17 protein-coding genes are annotated in these 19,211 nt (G+C 74.8%); 4 read left to right on the top strand and 13 right to left on the bottom strand.

Annotated features, from left to right (window positions below):
• Window positions 1–2: 2 nt before the first annotated feature.
• A complete protein-coding gene (locus tag ACIRST_RS01980) occupies window positions 3–1,274 on the bottom strand; it encodes a YncE family protein (RefSeq protein WP_396545867.1) in 1,272 nt (423 codons plus the stop codon).
• A gap of 166 nt (window positions 1,275–1,440) precedes the next feature.
• On the opposite strand from ACIRST_RS01980, the gene ACIRST_RS01975 reads away from it, so the two are divergent.
• On the top strand, window positions 1,441–2,013 hold the full coding sequence (locus ACIRST_RS01975; RefSeq protein WP_402799168.1) for a hypothetical protein: 573 nt from the start codon (window positions 1,441–1,443) through the stop codon (window positions 2,011–2,013).
• 104 nt (window positions 2,014–2,117) lie between these two features.
• Here the strand turns inward: ACIRST_RS01975 and ACIRST_RS01970 are convergent, their stop codons facing one another.
• Window positions 2,118–2,864: a hypothetical protein gene (locus ACIRST_RS01970; RefSeq protein WP_402799165.1), complete on the bottom strand. Its 747-nt coding sequence runs from the start codon at window positions 2,862–2,864 to the stop codon at window positions 2,118–2,120.
• A 410-nt stretch (window positions 2,865–3,274) separates the two neighbouring features.
• Between ACIRST_RS01970 and ACIRST_RS01965 the strand changes: the two genes are divergently transcribed.
• Window positions 3,275–4,537 carry a hypothetical protein gene (locus ACIRST_RS01965; RefSeq protein ID WP_402799162.1) on the top strand — a complete coding sequence of 421 codons (1,263 nt, stop codon included), beginning with the start codon at window positions 3,275–3,277 and terminating at the stop codon, window positions 4,535–4,537.
• A gap of 122 nt (window positions 4,538–4,659) precedes the next feature.
• Here ACIRST_RS01965 and ACIRST_RS01960 read toward each other — a convergent pair whose 3' ends face one another.
• The 4 genes from ACIRST_RS01960 to ACIRST_RS01945 all read right to left on the bottom strand — a co-directional run bounded on the left by ACIRST_RS01960 (window position 4,660) and on the right by ACIRST_RS01945 (window position 7,695).
• The gene (locus ACIRST_RS01960) at window positions 4,660–4,866 is read right to left on the bottom strand and encodes a hypothetical protein (protein WP_396545871.1); all 207 of its coding nucleotides are present in this window, start codon (window positions 4,864–4,866) and stop codon (window positions 4,660–4,662) included.
• 108 nt (window positions 4,867–4,974) lie between these two features.
• Entirely contained in the window at window positions 4,975–5,679 is a 705-nt protein-coding gene (locus ACIRST_RS01955) for a ribonuclease H (protein ID WP_350522766.1), read from the bottom strand.
• Window positions 5,680–5,841: 162 nt separating this feature from the next.
• Window positions 5,842–6,594 (bottom strand): MBL fold metallo-hydrolase, encoded by a 753-nt coding sequence (locus ACIRST_RS01950; RefSeq protein ID WP_402799158.1) that lies wholly within the window; start codon window positions 6,592–6,594, stop codon window positions 5,842–5,844.
• Window positions 6,595–6,690: 96 nt separating this feature from the next.
• Complete coding sequence (locus tag ACIRST_RS01945; RefSeq protein ID WP_402799155.1) at window positions 6,691–7,695, bottom strand: GlxA family transcriptional regulator; 1,005 nt, start codon at window positions 7,693–7,695, stop codon at window positions 6,691–6,693.
• A 169-nt stretch (window positions 7,696–7,864) separates the two neighbouring features.
• Here ACIRST_RS01945 and ACIRST_RS01940 point away from each other — a divergent pair, with 169 nt between their 5' ends.
• Window positions 7,865–8,509, top strand: a complete 645-nt coding sequence (locus tag ACIRST_RS01940; RefSeq protein ID WP_402799152.1) for a DUF4937 domain-containing protein — start codon at window positions 7,865–7,867, stop codon at window positions 8,507–8,509.
• A 32-nt stretch (window positions 8,510–8,541) separates the two neighbouring features.
• Here ACIRST_RS01940 and ACIRST_RS01935 read toward each other — a convergent pair whose 3' ends face one another.
• Window positions 8,542–8,901, bottom strand: a complete 360-nt coding sequence (locus ACIRST_RS01935) for a hypothetical protein (protein WP_402799149.1) — start codon at window positions 8,899–8,901, stop codon at window positions 8,542–8,544.
• Between the two features lie 100 nt (window positions 8,902–9,001).
• Here ACIRST_RS01935 and tsaA point away from each other — a divergent pair, with 100 nt between their 5' ends.
• A complete protein-coding gene (gene tsaA / locus ACIRST_RS01930; RefSeq protein WP_402799146.1) occupies window positions 9,002–9,448 on the top strand; it encodes a tRNA (N6-threonylcarbamoyladenosine(37)-N6)-methyltransferase TrmO in 447 nt (148 codons plus the stop codon).
• Between the two features lie 41 nt (window positions 9,449–9,489).
• On the opposite strand, the gene ACIRST_RS01925 is transcribed toward tsaA, so the two are convergent.
• The 6 genes from ACIRST_RS01925 to ACIRST_RS01900 form a co-directional block, all read right to left on the bottom strand.
• Window positions 9,490–10,647: a hypothetical protein gene (locus ACIRST_RS01925; RefSeq protein WP_402799144.1), complete on the bottom strand. Its 1,158-nt coding sequence runs from the start codon at window positions 10,645–10,647 to the stop codon at window positions 9,490–9,492.
• A 125-nt stretch (window positions 10,648–10,772) separates the two neighbouring features.
• Window positions 10,773–11,186, bottom strand: a complete 414-nt coding sequence (locus ACIRST_RS01920; RefSeq protein ID WP_402799142.1) for an ATP-binding protein — start codon at window positions 11,184–11,186, stop codon at window positions 10,773–10,775.
• A gap of 39 nt (window positions 11,187–11,225) precedes the next feature.
• Window positions 11,226–11,837, bottom strand: coding sequence for a hypothetical protein (locus ACIRST_RS01915; RefSeq protein WP_402799139.1), 612 nt, complete (start codon window positions 11,835–11,837; stop codon window positions 11,226–11,228).
• A gap of 125 nt (window positions 11,838–11,962) precedes the next feature.
• Complete coding sequence (locus ACIRST_RS01910) at window positions 11,963–14,290, bottom strand: SpoIIE family protein phosphatase (RefSeq protein ID WP_402799137.1); 2,328 nt, start codon at window positions 14,288–14,290, stop codon at window positions 11,963–11,965.
• Between the two features lie 22 nt (window positions 14,291–14,312).
• The gene (locus tag ACIRST_RS01905) at window positions 14,313–18,521 is read right to left on the bottom strand and encodes a HAMP domain-containing protein (protein ID WP_402799135.1); all 4,209 of its coding nucleotides are present in this window, start codon (window positions 18,519–18,521) and stop codon (window positions 14,313–14,315) included.
• A 266-nt stretch (window positions 18,522–18,787) separates the two neighbouring features.
• Entirely contained in the window at window positions 18,788–19,159 is a 372-nt protein-coding gene (locus ACIRST_RS01900) for an STAS domain-containing protein (protein WP_402799133.1), read from the bottom strand.
• Between the last annotated feature and the right edge of the window lie 52 nt (window positions 19,160–19,211).

The raw sequence follows: 19,211 nt of genomic DNA, 5'->3' as shown, positions 1-19,211 counted from the left end.
GATCAGGGCGGCGTGGGGCCGGTCCAGCCGGTGGGCACGTGGCCGAGCCGGACCCGCTGCGGATGCCGGCCGACCGCGACCGAGGCGGTCTTGAGCCCGGTCGCGAAGTCGATCGCGGTGACCCGGTCCGCGCCGCTCTCGGAGATCAGGCAGGACTTCCCGTCGCCGCTCACCGTCGCCCAGTACGGCTTGGACGCGGGCACCAGCGGGCCCTCCTGGAGCGTGGCGCGGTCGACCACCGTCGCGTAGTCGTCCACGGTGCCGGCGACGCAGAGCCGGTCGCCCGACGGGCTCATCGACAGGCCGTGGTGGCGGGAGTCGTTGGGCCAGGTGGTGCGGTCCGTACCGGCGGCCGGGGCGGCCGGCAGGGTCTTCACCCGGGTGATCCGGTCGGCCGCCACGTCGTACTCGACGAAGCCGTTGAAGAACGACACCTGGAAGTAGAGCTTGGAGCCGTCCGGGGAGAAGACGGCGGGCCGGACGGCGTTGGACAACCCGCCGAGCCCGGCGTCGTCGAGGCGCTTGCGCATGTCGATCACCCGGATCGGCGCCAGGGTGGCCGCGTCGACGACGGTGATGTGCCGATCGCCCTTCGTCCAGTCCAGCCACGGTGCGTCCAGGGCGGTTTCGACGTTGCCGATGGACATGTTCCACAGTTGCCGGCCACCGTCGGTGAAGATGTTCTCGTGCGGCTTGTCCCCGGTGTGGAACGAGCCGAGCTCGGTGCCGGTGCGTACGTCCAGGACGTGGACGGTGTTCGCGGTGGAGGCGGAGACCGCCACCCGGGTGCCGTCCGGCGAGAGCGCCATGTGGTCGGCGCGGTAACCCGCCACCGGGAAGCGCCACTTGATCCGTCCGGTGGCGAGGTCGAGGGAGACGACGTCGGCGAAGCTGGGCCGGGAGACGACCACGGCGGTGCCGTCGGGCGTGCTGTACATGTCGTCGACGAACTGGTCGTGGCCCTCGCCGGGGCCGAGCCGGACACCGAGGAAGAAGGCGAGCTTCACCGGGTCGAGGTAGATCTCGGCGAGCCGCTGGTCCTTGTCGGGGATGACGTCGATCCGTCCGACCTTGCCGAGGCCGCCGGAGGACTCGATCACGTCGGCGGTGCCCTCCCAGTTGTTGCCGACGAACATCACCTCCCGCAGGGCCGGCGCCGCGCCGGGCGCGGCGCTGCTGCTGGTGGCGGCAGCCGGGACGAGCAGGCCGAGGGCGGCCGCGAGAGTGCAGAGGGATCGGACGCCGAGGCGGCGCCGGGGACCTGTCCGTGGCATCGTCGCTCCTTCACCGGGTGGCACGACGTCTTGGGAGACCGCCCCAGCGTCTTGTGAGACGGTCTGTCAGCTTGCGCCCTTCGACGGTAGGGAGGGACCGGGCCGCCTGGCAAGACACTCGCACCCCCCTGTTCCGGCCCGGAAGCACAGGCGTAGTGTGCGCCGGGTGAACGAACTGATCTTCCGGGGGAAAGACCTGTTCCGGCCCTCGTGGTCGAATCTCCTTCCGCTGCTCCTCGTCCTCGTGACCCAGTTGGTCCTCGGCGAGTCGAAACTCGGCTCCACCGGCACGCTCTGGCTGATCCTCGGCACCCTGGCCCTCTGCGTCCCGACCTTCGTCTTCAGCTGGCGCTCCTGGAGCCGGGTCGGCGCCGACGGCGTCACCGTCTGCTGGGGCCTCGGACGCGGCCGCACCTACCCGTGGCACGAGATCAAGTGGGTCGATGTACGGGAGACCAAGGCCAACGGCTCGGTGTCCAGCGCGGCACGGATCTTCACGACCAACGGGCGCCGCCGCTCGCTGCCGGGCCTGGCGACCAGCCGGATCTACCCGGCCGCCGACTTCCAGACGAACGTCCAGCGGCTGGTGAACTGGTGGGAGTACAGCACCCACCCCACGCAGCGGGTGAAGCCGCCGAAGCAGTTCCGGGACCGGCTGACGCCCACCGTGCTGGGTGTCCTCGGCACGATCGTCATCGCCGCCGTCGCCTTCGTCATCGTCGCCCTGCAGCACTCGTAGGCGGTCCTGGCCGCCGCGGCGGCAGCCGCCACGGGAACCACGCGGCCCCGGCCCCCCATGCGGGGAGCCGGGGCCGGGGCGTGTTCAGCCCTCCCGGGGCGGGGTCACCGCTGCGCGGGGTAGCCCGGCTGGCCGCCGTAGGGCGGCTGCTGCGGGTAGGGCTGACCCTGCGGCGGGTACGGCTGCGCCGGCGGGGCCGGGTACGGCTGCTGCTGCGGGTACGGCTGGCCCTGCGGCGGGTACGGCTGCGCCGGCGGGGCCGGGTACGGCTGCTGCTGCGGGTACGGCTGACCCTGCGGCGGGTACGGCTGCGCCGGCGGAGCCGGGTACGACTGCTGCTGTTGCTGCGGGAACGGCTGGCCCTGCGGGGCCGCGTACGGCATGCCCTGCGGCGCGAGTTCGAACGGCTGCGAGGCAGCGTCGATCGACCCGGGCGGGAAGGCGGTGCTCAGCTGGTCCAGCTCGGCCCGCCAGTAGCGGTGGATGTTCAGCCGGGTCGGCTTGCCGCCGGTGGGCAGCTGCAGGTACATCGAGCTCCAGATCGAGGCCCGCTTGACCCGGCTGACCGGGAAGGCGTGCCGCGGGAAGACCGCGACGACGTCCCCGGGGCGGTTGGTCCAGCGGCTGGCCGAGTTGACCACGATCGAGCTGTTGGTGAGCGTCAGGAAGTAGAACTGACGGGTCAGTGCGACGATCAGGCCGAGCAGCGGCACCTCGTCGAAGACCGCGTTGAGCCACGGGCTGGGTCCGGTCTCCACGTGCACGCACGCGATGAAGGTCTCCCCCGGCGGCGCCACCTGCGAGAGCTTCTCGATGACCTGGGCCTTCTGCTTCGCCCGGCGAATTGCCATGCTTTCGGTACCTCATGCCCCGTCTGTCCGCCGACCTGCCCGGCGGGAAATCGGCTGAGGCTAACAAGGGGTGCCGGGGGCCTGAACACCCCTTCTCGGCAAAGGTTCCGCCATGGTTCGGCATGGTCCGGCCGGGCTCCGGATGCGCGCGGCGGCTCGTGGAACCTCGTGGCAGCTCGGCGCAGACCTCGCACAGGGCGGACCTATCCGGCCATCATGGACGTTTCCGGCCACATCGCTTAAAGCCTGCGCCAAATAATGGTGCGACGACTTGCTGATAATGTGATCACATGTGTATGCGCTGTGGCGCTGCACGCCACAGGGGAGGGAAGGCCCGGTCGTCCGATCGGGCCCAGTCACACAGGAGTTGCACCATCAACACCGCCATCCGCAAGGCCGCCCGCGGTGCGATGCCCGTCGCCGTCACCGCTTCCGTCCTCGCCACCGGTCTCGCCGCCTGCGGCACCGTCGAGCAGCTCTCCGCCGCCCAGAAGGTCTCGAAGGCCTTCGACAAGGTCGGCGACGGCAAGTCGGCCGGCTTCAAGCTCTCCATCGACGCCACCCCCGAGCAGATCGTCGCCTTCGCCAAGGCCACCGGGGAGAAGGGCGCCGAGGGCGGCGGGATGGACGAGAAGAGCGCCAAGGCGATGTCCGGGCTCTCCATCGCCGTCGCGGTCTCCGCCGACAAGCCGCTCAAGGAGATCGAGGCGTTCAAGAACGCCAAGGGCTCGGCCGCCGACAAGGACCTGACGCTCGACAAGTCGGTGCGCATCTCCTACGTGATCGCCGACCGCAACGGCACCTCGCTGCTGGAGTACCGCCAGGTCGACGCCAAGGGCTACCTGCACGTCGACGCCAAGGGCCTGGTGAAGCTCGTCGGCGAGGACCCCTCCCAGGTGGACGCCGTCAGCAAGGACCTGCCGGCGGACATGGGCGCGGTCAAGGAGGTGCTGGCCGGCAAGTGGATCTCGCTCGACCTCCAGGAACTCGCCGACGAGGCGAAGAAGAACGACGGCAAGAAGGCCACCCCGAGCGGTGCGCCGACCGCCGACCCGGAGGCCGCCAAGCAGCTCGTCAACTCGCTCAAGGACGTGCTCACCCGCACCGTCACGTACGAGGACAAGGGCAGCAAGGACGGCACCGAGCACATCTGGATGAGCGCCCCGGCCCGCCAGCTGGTGGACGAGATGTTCAAGGCCGTCAAGCCGGTCGCGGACAAGTTCCCGCAGCAGTTCAAGAAGTTCCCGAGCCAGGCCCCGAGCGACGTGCCGGACCGCAAGGTCGGTGTCGACCTCTACCTGAAGGACGGCGCCTTCTCCTCGGCCACCTTCGACTTCGCCCAGCTGGCGGACAAGATCGAGCCGGGCGTCAACTTCCCGGTGAAGCTGGCCTTCGACAAGTCCGCGCCGAACGTCCAGGCCCCGGGCGACGCGGTCAAGACGACCACCGAGGACCTGATGAAGGCGGTGCTCGGCCTCGCCGCCGGCGGCCCCGGCCCGCGCCCCGGCGCCGGCCTCGACCCCGAGAACGGCCCGGCCACCGCCGTGGCGCCGCTGACCGACGCCCAGCTCAAGGAGCTCGCCAAGCTCGGCGTCCCGGAGACGCAGGCCCGCGCGTTCAACTCGCTCGGCATGAGCTTCGAGGACATCAAGGAGATCACCCAGCAGGGCTGATCCCACCCGTCTCGCGACACACGACCGGCCGACCGCACCCGCGGTCGGCCGGTCGTGTTTCCGGTACCGGGCCCTCGGGCCGGTCTTCGGACCCCTGCAGGCGGGGGTCCGAAGACCGGCCCTCAGAGCACCCGGGCGGGGCGCGCGGCCGGCACTTCCACCCGGCCGGAGCGCAGATGGCTGCGGTGCCCGTCGGTGAACTCCAGCCGCAGACTGCCGTCCGCGGGGGCCGCCACGACGACGGCGCTCTCGACCGCGGCGTAGGACGACTCGCGGTACACCCACACCTGGTCCCCGACGTGGAACTCCGCCGTCTCCGAAACGATCACCGCACTCACCTCCCGGTCCGCTCGGGCCGCTCGGGCCGCTCATCGGGTAGTACGGGCGAGGCGGCCCCGGTGCTCAGGCGTGGGCGGCGACGGTCAGGCGGGCCGGGCTCAGGCGTGGGCGGCCACGCACTCCGGGTGGCCCCAGCCGGCACCCACCTTGGTGATCTTGTCGCCCTTGGCGTACGGGCGGCTGCACGGGCACGTCCCCGGGTAGCGGGCGGCCAGGGTGCGGGAGGTACCCGAGGAGGTGCGCTTCGCGGCGGTGCCGGCCGCGCCGGAACGGGTGCCGGTGCTGCGCGCCGTGCGGGGCTTCGAGGCGGCGGCCGGGTCGGGCTCGGGCAGGTCGGCGGCGGTGCCGGAGGCGCCCTGCTGGGTGCGGGCCGCGTCGCTGGCGGCCTTGTCGGCGACGGCGTTCAGCGGGTCGCCGTCCACCTGGTGCGCCGGCACGTACACGAAGGTGACGTCCCGGTCCTCCAGCAGCGCGTCGATCGCCTGGATCAGCTCCTGGTTGGCGACCGGCTTGCCGGCCGCCGTCTTCCAGCCGTTGCGCTTCCAGCCCTTCAGCCACTTGGTCACCGAGTCGCGGGTGTAGGTGCTGTCCAGCCGCACCTCCAGCGGCACGGCCGGGTCGGTCGCCGCCAGCAGCCGCTGCAACGCCGTCAGCTCGCCCACGTTGTTGGTGCTGTGCCCGAGCGCCCCGGACTCCCAGCGCTGGGGCGTCCCGGCGGCGTCCGCCACCACGTACGCCCAGCCCGCCGGGCCGGGGTTGCCCTTGGCTGCTCCGTCACACGCTGCAATGACTCGTTCGACCATGCCCCGATCATGCCTGGTCGGGCGGCCGGGAGCCAAAGCCGCTCGACGGGGCCGTCCCCGCTGCCGGGCCCCGGCGGCAGGGACGGCCCACCGATCCGGCCGGCCCCGCCGATCGCGCCGAGCCCACCGATCCGGCCGGGCCCGCCGATCCCGCCGATCCCGCTAGCCCAGGATCTCGGGCACGCCGGGGGTGAGCCAGTGCAGGCGGTCCGCCAGGCCCGCTGCGGCGAAGTGCGCGGTGGTCTCCTCGCGCCCCTCGGTGAAGTGCTCCCACGAGGTGTAGTGCACCGGGACGACCCGGCGGGCACCGAGCGAGGCGGTCAGCGCCGCGGCCTGCGCCGCGTCCATGGTGATCAGCTCGCCGCCGCCGAAGGCCTGGATCCGGGCGGCCCCGAGGTGCAGCACGGCCGTGCCGATCGTGAACCGCTGCCCGACCTCGTCCAGTTCGGGGAAGTGGACGGTGTCGCCCGAGACGTAGAGGGCCTCCGGCTCGCCCGGCACCTCCACCACGAAGCCGGTCACCTCCCCGACCGGACCGTGCAGCCCGGGGGTACCGGTGACCCGCAGGGTCCGGCCGTCCACCGTCAGGTCGCGGGTCTGCCACGGCGCCAGGCCCAGCGCGCCGCCGCCGAGCCGGGCCGCGCCGCCGACCGTGGTCAGCACCGGGCGCCCGGCGAGCAGGGTCCGGCCGGTGGCGTCCAGGTTGTCGGGGTGCTCGTCGTGGCTGAGCAGCACGGCGTCCACCGGGGGCAGCTCGTGCGCGCCGACCGCCGGGCCTCCGGTGCTGCGCAGCACCACTGGGTCGTGGCGGTACTCGGCCGGGGCGGGGTCGAAGGCCGGGTCGGTGAGCAGCCGCAGGCCGCCGATCTCCAGCAGGACGGTCGCGGTGCCGATGTGCGTGGCCGTGATCTTCACGGTGGTCGTTCTCCTTGGGATGGTCGTTCCGTTGGGGTGGTCGGTGATCCGACTGCCGGTGATCCGCCGGTCGGCGATCCGCCGGTCGGTGATCCGTCAGTCGGTGGTCGTGAGGCCGAACCGGCGCCGGTAGTCGCCGGGGGTGGTGGAGAGGTGGTCCCGGAACACCCGGTGCAGCGTCTCGACCGAGCCGAAGCCGCACGCGCGGGCGATCCCCGGCAGCGGGTGGTCGGTGCGCTCCAGCAGCCGGCGGGCGGTCTCCAGGCGCAGTTCCTCGACGTACGCCCCGGGTGTGGTGCCGGTCTCGGAGCGGAAGACGCGGGCGAAGTGCCGTTCGCTCATGGCGAGTCGGGCGGCGAGCGCGGGTACCGAAAGGTCGGCATCCGGGTGCTCGCCGATCCAGCGGCGCAGCGTCCGCAGGTCCGCCCGGGCGCCCGGCCCGTGGGCCAGGGGGACACTGAACTGGCTCTGCCCGCCCGGGCGTTGCAGGTACATCACCATGATCCGGGCGATCTCCAGCGCGAGGTCGTCGCCGTGGTCGTCGGCGACCAGGGCGAGGGTGAGGTCCATCGAGGTGGTCAGGCCCGCACTGGTCCACAGCCGCCCGGAGCGGATGAACACCGGATCGGCGTCCACCTCGACGGCCGGGTGGTCCGCGGCCAGCCGGTCCGCGGTCGCCCAGTGGGTCGTCGCACGGTGGCCGTCCAGCAGTCCGGCCGCCGCCGCGACGTGGGCGCCGGCGCACACCGAGGCGACCCGCCCGGCGCCGGGCCCGACCTCCCGCAACCAGGCCACCACCGCCGGGTCCACCCGCGGCACCGGCCCGTCCGGGCCCAGGTCCACCCGCCCCGGTACCAGCACCGTGTCCGGGCGCACCCGCTGCTCGGCGAGCGTCGCGGTCACGTGCAGCGGCACCCCCGAGAAGGTCTCCACCGGCCCGCACCGCTCGGCGCACACCCGCACGTCGTACCCGGGCCGCCCGGGCGGCAGCAGCCGTCCGGCCAGCGCCAGCACCTCGGCGGGCCCGGTCACGTCCAGCGCGTTCACCCCGGGGAAGACCGGGATCACGACCAGGTGCGGCAGGCGGAGTGCGTCGTCCATGGCCCCAGCCTCGCCCGGCAGCGGTGGTGGCGGCAATGACGGGACTCTGCAAGATCCGGCCATCCGGGACGGCCGCACCGCGTCGTACGGCCCACGTCCCCGGCCCGACGGTCCCTGCGACCACCGCCCGATGGACGGCCCGCCCGCCCGGCGCAGCAGGATGGACCGCATGTGGAGCAAGTGGATCGACTGCCGGGTCCGGGCCGGCGCCCGCGAGGCGTTCGCCGCCGGCCAGCGCCGCTGGTCGGCGATCTCCGACCAGCCCGGCCTCGTCGGGCAGGGCGGCGGCTGGGCGCCGGACGGCGACCGGGCCCTCCTGCTCGCCCTGTGGACGGACGAGCCCGCCTACACCCGGTTCATGCGCGAGCGCCACGACCTCGTCGCCGACGAGGCGGCGCAGCACGGCAGTTGGACGGACCTGCGGATCGCCGCCGGCCCGGTCGTCCGCGCCCTGCCCGGCGCGGCCGCCTCCCCGGCCGACGCCCTCGCCCGCGCCACCGTGCTGCGCGCCGCCGACTGCCGGCTCCGCCCCGGCCGCGCCGCACACTTCCTGGACGTCCAGGACCGGATCTGGACACCGGGCATGGCGGCGGCCGAGGGCATGCTGGCGGGGGCCGTCACCCGCCTCGCCGCCGACCGGTTCCTCGTCACCACCCTGTGGTCCACCGCCGCGGCCCACCGCGCCTACGCCGCGCACCGCCTCCCGGCCCTCCTCGCCCGCGCCGACGTCCCGTCCGACGTCCACGCCCTCACCGGGCACCTGGTTCCGCTCGAACCGGCGTGGCTGGTGCGAGGCCAACCGGGTCCGTCCTGACCTGGGTCAGGGGGCGCGCCCAGCGGACGCACTCAGCGGGCGCACTGCGCCAGGCGGGCCCGGCAGGTGTCGAGCGCCTCCGCGACGGTCCCGCGCCCGTCGCCGTCCGCCGGGTCGAGGAGCTCCCCGGCGGTCACCAGCGCCGCCCAGAACTCCTGCGGCCGACCACGACCGGTCCGGGGGCCGAAGCGTACGAGCGTGAGGAAGGCGCTCACCGTCTCGCCGCGGACGAACCGGCGGGACAGACCGGCGCCGTGGCCGCTGCCGATGCCGCCCATCGCCCCCAGGGCCGCCCGCAGGTGCTCCGTGACGGCCTGCGCCCGCTCGTCGAGTTCCTCGGGGACGTCGAACGCGCCGATCCTCTCCAGGAGGAAGTGGTCCTGTGGCAGCACGGCGGCGGCTCGGCGGGGCCCGGGGTGGACGGTCGGACGTGCGGGCGATCGGGCCCGGTACGGTGCCTGCTGACGGAGTGTCGGGTATGCGGAGGGCGCGATGACGGGTCAGGGTTCCCAGGGGCGGGGCGGGCGCGGGCGGAGCTTCGAGGTGCGGGCGATCGGGCGGGTGGAGTCGCCGTTGGTGGAGCGGGCGCAGGCGCCCCGGCAGGGGGACGAGGGCGGGCCGGACGCGTGGGTGGTGTTCGACGCGTCGGTGGAGCGGGCGCTGCGGGACCTCGCGGTCGGGCAGGACGTGCTGCTGCTGACCTGGCTGGACCGGGCCGACCGGGAGGTGCTGGCCGTGCACCCGCGCGGCGAGCGCGACCGGCCGGAGACCGGGGTGTTCGCCACCCGCTCGCCGGACCGGCCGAACCCGATCGGCCTGCACCGGGTCACCGTCCTGGCCATGGAGGGCCCGCGCCTGCGGGTCAGTGACCTGGAGGCGATCGACGGCACCCCGGTGCTGGACGTGAAGCCGGTCCTGCCGGGCAGCTCCGAGCGGTAGCGGGCCGGCGGACCGGCGGCCCCGGGGAGTCGGTGCGTGACTCAGGCGGGCCAGCGCAGGACCGCGCCGAGGCCGCCGGGCGGGCCGGCGAGGGCGTCCGGGACGAGCAGGGCCTCGGCGTCGCAGGCCGCGCCGGCGCGCAGCAGGGCGTCGGCGGCGGGGGCCTGTGCCGGGTGGGCGACGCCCATGCCGCGCAGGTCGGCGCGGTGGACTCCGATGTGCTCGGGCTCGGGGCCGGTCCACACCGGGCGGTCCGGGTCGTGGCCGCTCGACTGGAGGAGCAGCGCGGCGAGTTGGTGCTGCCGGGCCGCGCTGATCACCGCGGGGATGCCCTGGGCGGCCGGTCCGGGCGCGGTCTCGGTGCCGGCGCCGTCGGTGCCGTGCTCGCCGGGGCGGCCGAGGGCGGTGCGGAAGGTGTCCAGCACCTCGGCCAGGTGCCGGGCGCGGTGGTCGTTCCAGGCTGCGGCGAGGCGCCGGTCGAAGGACTCGCGGGCACTCCCGTCGACCCGGCCGCCGCCGTCCAGTTCGACGGCCAGGGACTGCAGGTGCCCGGGCAGCTTCGCGGCCACGGCCCGGCGTTCGCGGATGTCGCCGGTGAGGACGAGCAGGTGGGCGCCGCTCTGCGGCCAGGTGCGGGCGAGGTGGTCGGCGATGATCCCGGCGGTGCGGTCCCAGGTGTCCTCGACGCGGTGCCGGTAGTGCCACTCGTGGCGGTCGGCGGGCGGGGCGCGGTGCCCGCGGCCCTGCCACTGCGGGGCCTCGACCGTGCCGGCCGGTGTGCCGCGGCCGAGTCGGTAGCGTTCCAGCGCGGCGCCGGTGCGGTCGACGGCGGCGACCAGGCAGGCGGGTACGGCGTCGTCGAGGAGGCCGACCAACGGGCCGGTGTGCGGGAGCGGGGCCCAGGTGGCGGTGACGTCGGGCGGGGAGGCGGCGAGCGGGACGTCCAGGGCCACCTCGCCGTCCGCCGCGAACAGCGCCCGTCCGGGCGGGGAGCCCGCGGTGGGCTCGGCGGCCAGGTGGTCGCGGACGGCCGCGCAGGTGCGTTCGTCGGCGCCGGCGTCGGCCAGCCGGCTGACGGCGGCGCGGTCGATCAGCGCCCGGCGCCGGGCGGCGTCCTCGGTGGCGCGGTCGGTGTCGAGGTAGACGGTGGCCCAGGGGCCGGGTCGGTCGAGCAGCGGGGTGAGGAACGCGAGGTCCATGGTGGCCTCCCGTGGTCGATGGGCTTGTTTGCCCCCGAGGGTGAGCTTGTTCGCGGGCGGGAGTCGCGGCCGCCGTGCCGTGGTGGCTCATCCGGGCACCTACCCGTCCGCGGTGGTCGGACACGCTACGGCGGCACCCGCAGCTCGCACCAGACCGTCTTGCCCGGTCCCAGGAGCCGCCAGCCCCAGCGTAGGCTGAGCCGCTCCACCAGGTGCAGTCCGAGGCCGCCCGATCCGTTGTCGGTGTACGGCGCCCGGGGCACCGGCGCGCGGCGGCTCGGATCGCTGACCTCGATCCGCAGCGCCCCGTCGCCCCGGACGAGCAGCAGCGCGCCGGGGCCGGCGGTGTGCCGCTGGGCGTTGCCGACCAGTTCGGAGACCAGCAGCACGGCGTCGCGGACCAGTTCCCGGTCGGTCACGTCGGCCAGGAAGCGGGCGGTGACGGCGCGTGCTTCGGCTGCCGCTCCGGGCCGCTCCGCGAGCGGCAGCCGGACCGCCTTCGCGGCCCGGAGGACGGACGGCGCCCGGACCCCCGACATGCGATCACTCCTCCTCCGTACCGGTGGGACGGACGGTGTTCAGGGTCCGAACAGGTGCCGCATCCAGCCTCCCGATCGTGCCGGTTCCTCCCGGCCGCCCAGTTCGGCGGCCCGCTCCTCCGGGGGCGCGACCTCCTCGGCGCTGCCCCGAGCCCCGCTGCCCCGAACGTCGCTGCCCCGAACGCCGCCGCCCCGAACGCCGCCGCCCCGAACGCCGCCGCCCGGCGCGTCGGTGACCGACGCGGTCGAGACCGGCGCGGTGGAGTCCGGCGGGTCGGTGGCCCTGCCGTCCTGGGCGGGTGTGTCGTCAACGGGTCGTTCGTAGCCCGGCGCGGCGCGCTCCGCCGGTGCGGACCGCCGTACCGGCTCCACGGGTTCGGCTTCCCGGTAGCCCGCCCGGTGCCGCGCCGACCGCGCCGCGCCCACCGGGCGCGCGGTCCGCCGCCGGGACGACCACATCAGGGCGAGGCCGAGGCAGAAGATCAGCGCGAGGGCCACACCGGCGAGGAAGACGGCCAGGGTGTTCAGCCGTACGAGGTCGGTGCCGAGGATCGTCACCTGGTACTCGGGCCCGCCGGAGAGGTTGTCCGCGATCAGCAGCCCGACGAACGCGCCGGACGCCGCCATCAGCAGGAGTCCCAGCAGCAACATGGGGGATCCGTCCTTTCCGTGCCGTTCTCCTCCCCCGACGGGTCGCGCCTACCCGGGTCGCGCGGTCCGTAACGGCCGCGGTCCGTAACGGCCGCGGCCCGGTCCCGTCTCACCGAACGGTCCGGCTACTCGGTCTGGACGGCGATCAGGCAGGTGTCGTCGTCGGTGTCCGCGGGGCTGAGTTCGAGCAGCCGGTCCAGGTACTGCTCCAGGTCCGGGCCGGGGGCGCCGGCCGCGCGGATCAGCTGCTCGACCGACTCCTCGACCGGCCGGTCCCGGCGCTCGACCAGGCCGTCGGTGTAGAGCAGCAGGACGTCCCCGGGGTCGAGCCGGGCGGTGCGCTCCTCGTACTCCGCGTCGTCCAGCGCGCCGAGCAGCACCCCGTGGGGCAGCGGCAGCACCTGGGCGCCGGCCGCGCCGAGCCGGATCGGCGGGAGGTGGCCGGCCCGGGCCCAGCGCAGTTCGCCGCCGCCCGGGTCGAGCAGCACGCAGACGGCGGTCGCGGTGACCTGCCCGGGTTCGCGCAGGGCGACGGTGTTGGCCCACTCCAGCAGCCGGGCCGGGCCGGCGCCGGTCACCGCGAGGCCGCGCAGGGCGTGGCGCAGCGCGACCATCCCGGTGGCGGCCCCGACGCCGTGCCCGGCGACGTCGCCGACCGCGAGCAGTACCCGCTTGTCGGGCAGCGGCAGCACGTCGTACCAGTCCCCGCCGACCCGGTCGCGCTGGGCGGCGGGGCGGTAGCGGACGGCGGCGTGCACCCCGGTGACGCCGAGCGGGGGCGGCGCGGCGGGCAGGATCGCCTGCTGGAGCCGGAGCGCCAGCTGCTCGCGTTCGGCGGACTCCTGCTCGCTGTCGGCGAGCCGCTCCCGGGTGGCGCCGAGCGCGACCTCCGTCCAGTGCTGGGCGGACACGTCGTGGTAGGCGCCGCGGACCGCGGTCAGCTGCCCGAGGTCGTCCAGGACGGGCTCGGCGATGACCCGGGTGAAGCGGTGGGTGCCGTCCGGCCGGTCGAGGCGGACGACCGCCGAGGCGGTGCGGTGGCGGTGCCGGACGGTGTCCAGCAGGCGTCGGATGGCGGGCCCGTCGTCCGGGTGGGCGTGCCCGGCGAGCCGGGCCAGCGGCACGGGGTCCGCGTCCGGCGGCAGCCCGTAGAGCTCGTGCAGGCCCTCGCTCCAGCGGATCCGGCCCTCGCCCGGCCGTTCCTCGAACCCGGCCACCCGGGCGAGCCGCTGGGCCTGGCGCAGCAGCGCGGTCCGCTCGTCCTCCGCCGCTCCTGCGTCGTCGAGCTGCCAGCTCGCCAGGAGCCGGTCGCCGAGCGGGGCGACGGCGAGCAGGACGGCGGTGGGGACGGCCTCGGGGGTGGCGGCCCCGGTGTTCCGGAAGGCGAGCCGGACCTGCTCGGCCGCTTGCGGAGTTCCCGTCTCGTGGGCCCTGACCAGGCGTTCGAGCAGGCCTGCGGCGACGGCGACCGGGTAGGTCTCCAGCAGCGAGGCGCCCTCCAGCGCGTCCCGGGGGCGGCCGAGCGGGTCGCGGAACCGGGCGTTGACCCGCCGGATGGTGAAGTCGACGGCCCGGCCGTCCCGGACGACGGGCTCCAGCAGCACGGCCGGGGTGAGCAACCCGTCCAGGAGGACGTCGATCTCCTCGGGTGTCACGGGTGCGCTGGGCGGGCCGAGCAGGGTCGCGCAGAGGTCGGCGAGCGCGCACAGCCGGCGGCGCTCGGGCCGGCCCAGGTCCGGGGCCGGGCCGGCCCACACCAGTTCCAGTGCGCCCCGGCGGCGGCCCCGGTCGAGCAGCGGGAGGACGGCCCGGGCGGAGCCGGTGCCCACCGAGGGCGCGTCGGTGCCCGGCTCGCCCGGCCACAGCTCCGCGCCGTCGGCGACGACCCGCTGCGCGGGGGTGGGCACGCCGGGCGGCACCCGGTCCCAGGCGGTGGCCTCGTCGGCGGACAGCCCGGCGTGCGCGGCGAGGGCGAGCGCGCCGCCGGGCAACCGCAGCCAGACGGCCGCGGCGCAGGCGCCGAGGGCCGCTCCGGTCTGGTCCAGCACGGCCTCGACGGCGCGCTGCAGGTCGGCCGTGGCGGCGAGCGCGGGGGCGACGGGCGGCCCGGTGTCGGGCAGTCCGGTGTCGGGCAGTCCGGTGGCCGGGGCGCCGGGGTCGGGCGGCCCCGCTCCGAGGGCGCCGAAGTCCTCCGTGTCCGCCTCCGGCAGTCCCGCGATGTCCGCCGCCAGCGCGACGACCGGCACTCCGGCGTCCCGGGCCAGCCGGGCGAGGTGCACGGCGGCCTCGGCGGTCGGCAGGCCGAGCCGCTCGGCCAGGATGCCGGTGGCGAGGTCGACGGCGGTCCTGGCCCGCGCCTCGGCGTGGATGCGCACGGCGGTCCCCTGGAGCCGCCGGACGGCCTCGGCCAGGGCCCGGGCGGTGGGGTCCGTGGGCTCCGGCCCGGTGGTCATGACGGGTCCGGTCGGCTGGTGGTCATGACGCGTCCAGCCAGTCCCGCATCCGGTCGAACAGCCGGGCGGTGTCCACCGGCTTGGTGACGTGGTCGTCGGCGCCCGCCGCCAGGCTGCGGTCCCGGTCGCCGGGCATGGCCTTGGCCGTGACGGTGACGACCGGCAGCCGGTCGAAGCGGGGGTCGGCGCGGATCGCCTCGATGGCGGCGTAACCGTCCAGGCCGGGCATCATGACGTCCATCAGGACGAGGTCGGTCTCGGGGTGGGCGCGCAGCAGGTCGAGCCCGGCGCGGCCGTCGTCGGCGTGCCGGACGATCAGCCCGTGCTGTTCCAGGGCGGCGGTGAGCGCGAAGACGTTGCGGATGTCGTCGTCGACGATCAGGACGGTCCGCCCGGCGAGCGGGTCGTCCTCGGGCACGGACGCCGGGACGGTCGCGGGGACGGACGCCGGGCCGGACGCGGGCGCCGATCCGGGCGCCTCCGCGGCCCGCCGGCCCGCACCGCCGCCGTCACCGCGGCCCTCTCCGCCGTCCTCGCCGACCACGCCCCCGTCGCCCCCGTCGCCGCCGGACCCGAGCAGTCCGATCACCCGCTCCCGGAGGTCGTCCAGCCCCGAGGCGCGCTCCACGCCCGCGGGCGTGTCGCCGTCGCCCCCGTACCCGAGCACCGGCGTGCCCGCCGCCACGGTGGCGGCGAGGGCGGGCGCGAGGTCCCCGGAGCGGGCGAGGTCGAGCAGGACGCACCGGTACGGCCCGTCCGCCAGGGCCGCCCGCAGCGCCGTCTCGTCCCCGGCGCCGTCCACCCGCGCCTGCTGCGCCGTCCCGCCCGGTTCGGCCGCGGCGGAGCGGGCGAGCTGGGAGAGCAGGGCCGGCGGGTCGGGCTCGACCACCAGGACGCGCGGCGCGGTCCGCGGGTGGTCGCCGGGCCGCCGCGCGGGGCCGGCGAGCGGCAGGTAGAGGGTGAAGCGGCTGCCCTGCCCGGCGGTGGACCGGACGGTGATGGTGCCGCCGAGCAGCCGGGCGAGTTCCCGGCTGATGGACAGCCCGAGGCCGGTGCCGCCGTAGCGCCGCGCGGTGGAGCCGTCGGCCTGCTGGAAGGCGCCGAAGATGGTGTCGAGGTGGGCCGGTTCGATGCCGATCCCGGTGTCCTCGACGTGGAAGGCCACCGCCTCCCTGGTCCGGCCGAGTTCGGACGGCAGGTCCGCCCCCACGACGTGTTCGATCCGCAGTTCGACCCGGCCCTCGTCGGTGAACTTGACGGCGTTGGAGAGCAGGTTGCGCAGCACCTGGCGCAGCCGGGCCTGGTCGGTGACGACCCGCTCCGGTACGGACCGGTCGACGGTCACCTCGAAGCTGAGGCCCTTCTGGTCGGCGAGCGGCCGGAAGCCGGACTCGACGTACTCCAGCAGTTCGCGCAGCGCGAAGGGTTCGGGCGTCAGCTCCATCTTCCCGGCCTCCACCTTGGACAGGTCGAGGATGTCGTTGATGAGCTGGAGCAGGTCGGTGCCGGCCGAGTGGATCACGCCCGCGTACTCGACCTGTTTGCTGGTGAGGTTGCCGCCCGCGTTCTCGGCGAGCAGTTGGGCGAGGATGAGCAGGCTGTTGAGCGGGGTGCGCAGCTCGTGGCTCATGTTGGCCAGGAACTCGGACTTGTACAGCGAGGCCCGGGTCAACTCCCTGGCGCGTTCCTCCAGTTCCTGGCGGGCCTGCTCGATCTCCAGGTTCTTCGCCTCGATGTCCCGGTTGCGCTGGGCCAGCAGGGCGGCCTTCTCCTCCAACTCGGCGTTGGAGCGCCGTAGTTCTTCCTGCCCGTCCTGCAACTCCTCGGACCTGGCCTGGAGTTCGGCGGTGAGGCGCTGGGACTCGCCGAGCAGCTCGTCGGTGCGGGCGTTGGCGAGCAGGGTGCCGATGTTGACGCCGCAGGCCTCGGCGAACTGGTCCAGGAAGTCCCGGTGGACCTGGGTGAAGGGGTGGACGGACGCGAACTCCATGACGCCGATGAGCCATTCCTCCAGCGCGATCGGCAGCACGACCACCGAGCGGGTGTCGCCGGCGCCCGTGCCCGAGGCGACGGCGGCGTAGCCGGGCGGCAGGTCGTCCAGCACGACGGTGCGCCGGCTGCGGGCGGCCTGGCCGACCAGGGACTCCCCCATCCGCAGCCGCCGCTCCTCCCCGGCCGGGCGGCCGTAGGCGCTGATCAGCACCAGTTCGGGGCCGGCCCCGCCCTCCTCGGCGAGGAAGAACGCGCCGTACTGGGCGCCGACCAGCGGGGTCAGCTCGTCGGTGATCATCTCGGCGACGGAGCGGATGTCCCGGCGGGCCTGGATGGCGGCGGAGAAACGGGCCAGGTTGCTCGTCAGCCAGTCCTGTTCCTGGTTGGCGAGGGTGGTCTCGCGCAGCGAGCCGACCATGGCGTTGATGTTGTCCTTGAGGTCGGCGACCTCGCCGGAGGCGTCCACGCTGATCGAGCGGGTCAGGTCGCCGGACGCGACGGCGCCGGTGACCTCGGCGATCGCCCGGACCTGCCGGGTCAGGTTCCCGGCCAGCTCGTTGACGTTCTCGGTGAGCCGTTTCCAGGTGCCGGAGACGCCCTCCACCCGGGCCTGGCCGCCGAGCCGGCCCTCGCTGCCGACCTCCCGGGCCACCCTGGTCACCTCGGCGGCGAAGTCGGAGAGCTGGTCGACCATGGTGTTGACGGTGGTCTTCAGCTCCAGGATCTCGCCGCGCGCGTCCACGTCGATCTTGCGGGTGAGGTCGCCCTCGGCGACGGCGGTGGTGACCGAGGCGATGTTGCGGACCTGGCTGGTCAGGTTGTGCGCCATGAAGTTGACGCTGTCGGTGAGGTCCTTCCACGTCCCGGCGACGTTGGGCACCCGGGCCTGCCCGCCCAGGGTGCCCTCGGTGCCGACCTCGCGGGCCACCCGGGTGACCTCGTCGGCGAACACGGACAGGGTGTCCACCATGGTGTTGATCGCGTCGGCGAGCGCCGCGACCTCGCCCTTGGACTCGACGGTGATCTTCCGGGACAGGTCGCCGCGCGCCACGGCGGTCGCCACCTCGGACATCGAGCGGACCTGACCGGTCAGGTTGGAGGCCATCACGTTGACGTTGTCGGTGAGGTCCTTCCAGGTGCCGGAGACGCCCCGCACGGTGGCCTGGCCGCCCAGGTTCCCGGCCGTGCCGACCTCCCGGGCGACCCGGGTGACCTCGTCGGCGAACGAGGACAGCTGGTCGACCATCGTGTTGATGGTCTCCTTCAGGTCCAGGATCTCGCCGCGCGCGTCGACCCGGATCTTCTGGGTGAGGTCGCCCTCGGCGACGGCGGTGGTGACCGAGGCGATGGCGCGGACCTGGGCGGTGAGGTTGTCGGCCATGACGTTGACGGACTCGGTCAGCGCCTTCCAGGTGCCGGAGACGTCCCGGACGTCCGCCTGGCCGCCGAGCCGGCCGTCGGTGCCGACCTCCCGGGCGACCCTGGTGACCTCGTCGGCGAACGAGGACAGCTGGTCGACCATCGTGTTGATGGTCGTCTTGAGTTCGAGGATCTCGCCGCGCGCGGCGACCGAGATCTTCTGGGTGAGGTCGCCGTCGGCCACGGCCGTCGCGACCTGGGCGATGTTGCGCACCTGCCAGGTGAGGTTGCCCGCCATCGCGTTCACCGAGTCGGTCAGGTCGCGCCACGTCCCGGCGACGCCCGGCACCTGCGCCTGGCCGCCGAGCCGGCCCTCGGTGCCGACCTCCCGGGCCACCCTGGTCACCTCGGCGGCGAACGAGGACAGCGTGTCCACCATGGTGTTGACGGTGTTCTTCAGCTCCAGGATCTCGCCGCGCGCGTCGACCTCGATCTTCTGGGTGAGGTCGCCGCGGGCCACCGCCGTGGTCACCTGGGCGATGTTGCGCACCTGCCAGGTCAGGTTGCCCGCCATCGCGTTCACCGAGTCGGTCAGCTCCAGCCAGGTCCCGGTCGCGTCCGGCACCTGCGCCTGGCCGCCGAGCCGCCCGTCGGTGCCGACCTCCCGGGCCACCCTGGTCACTTCGGAGGTCACCCGGGCCAGCTGGTCGGCCATCCCGTTGAAGACCTCGGCGATCTCGCCGAGCACCCCCGGCCGGCCGGGGGCGAGCCGGGTGCGGAAGTCCCCGTCGCGCACGGCCGTCAGCCCGGCGAGCAGCCCGCGCAGCGCCTGCTCGGCCGAGTCGGCCGCGGGGCCGCCGGGTACGGGGTGCTCGTCCATCCGTCCCACCGTCCGGATTCACCGCTCACGCGGATCCGTCACTCGCGCGGATCCGTCACTCGCGCGGATCCGTCACTCTCGCGGGTCCATCGGCCGCGCGGATCCGTCACTCGCACGGCCCGGTGCACCGTCCGGGCACCCCGGAACCGCGGGCGGCCGGTCCGCCGCCCTGCTCCCACTCTGCCACCGCGGGCCCGACGGCGGCGGTCGGGCGGGCCGAGGTCCGGCGGCGGTCCGGCGGCGGTCCGGCGGGCCGAGGTCCGGCGTCAGTCCGGCACGGTCTCGCGGATCGGGAAGGCATCGGTGGCCCCGGTGAGTTCGAGCATGCGCAGGATCAGCGGTCGGGGCCGGGCCAGTTCGGTCCGGCTGCCCGCGACGGCGGCCCGGGCCCGGGCCCGGAGCAGGGCGTTGAGCCCGGTGGAGTCGCAGAACTCCAGCCCGGCGCAGTCGATCACGAGTACGCCGGGGCGTCCGGCGAGGGTCCGGTCGACGGCCGTCCGCAGGTCGGCGACCGCGTCGAGGTCCAGCTCGCCGTACAGGGCGAGCACGGTGCCCCGGGCCCACGGCCGGGCGTCGACGGTGAGCCCCCCGGCCCGCTCGGCCGCCTGATCGGCGGACTTCTGCGGGCGCTGTGTCATGGCCGCAGGCTCCTCTCGCTCCGTCCGGGCCGTGCGCCGACGGGAGCCCGGT

Origin of the sequence: Kitasatospora sp. NPDC101447, assembly GCF_044767225.1 — a bacterium.
Lineage (GTDB): Bacteria > Actinomycetota > Actinomycetes > Streptomycetales > Streptomycetaceae > Kitasatospora.
Note: the sequence above shows the minus strand (reverse complement) of the source record. Positions and strands in the feature narration are given on the sequence as shown.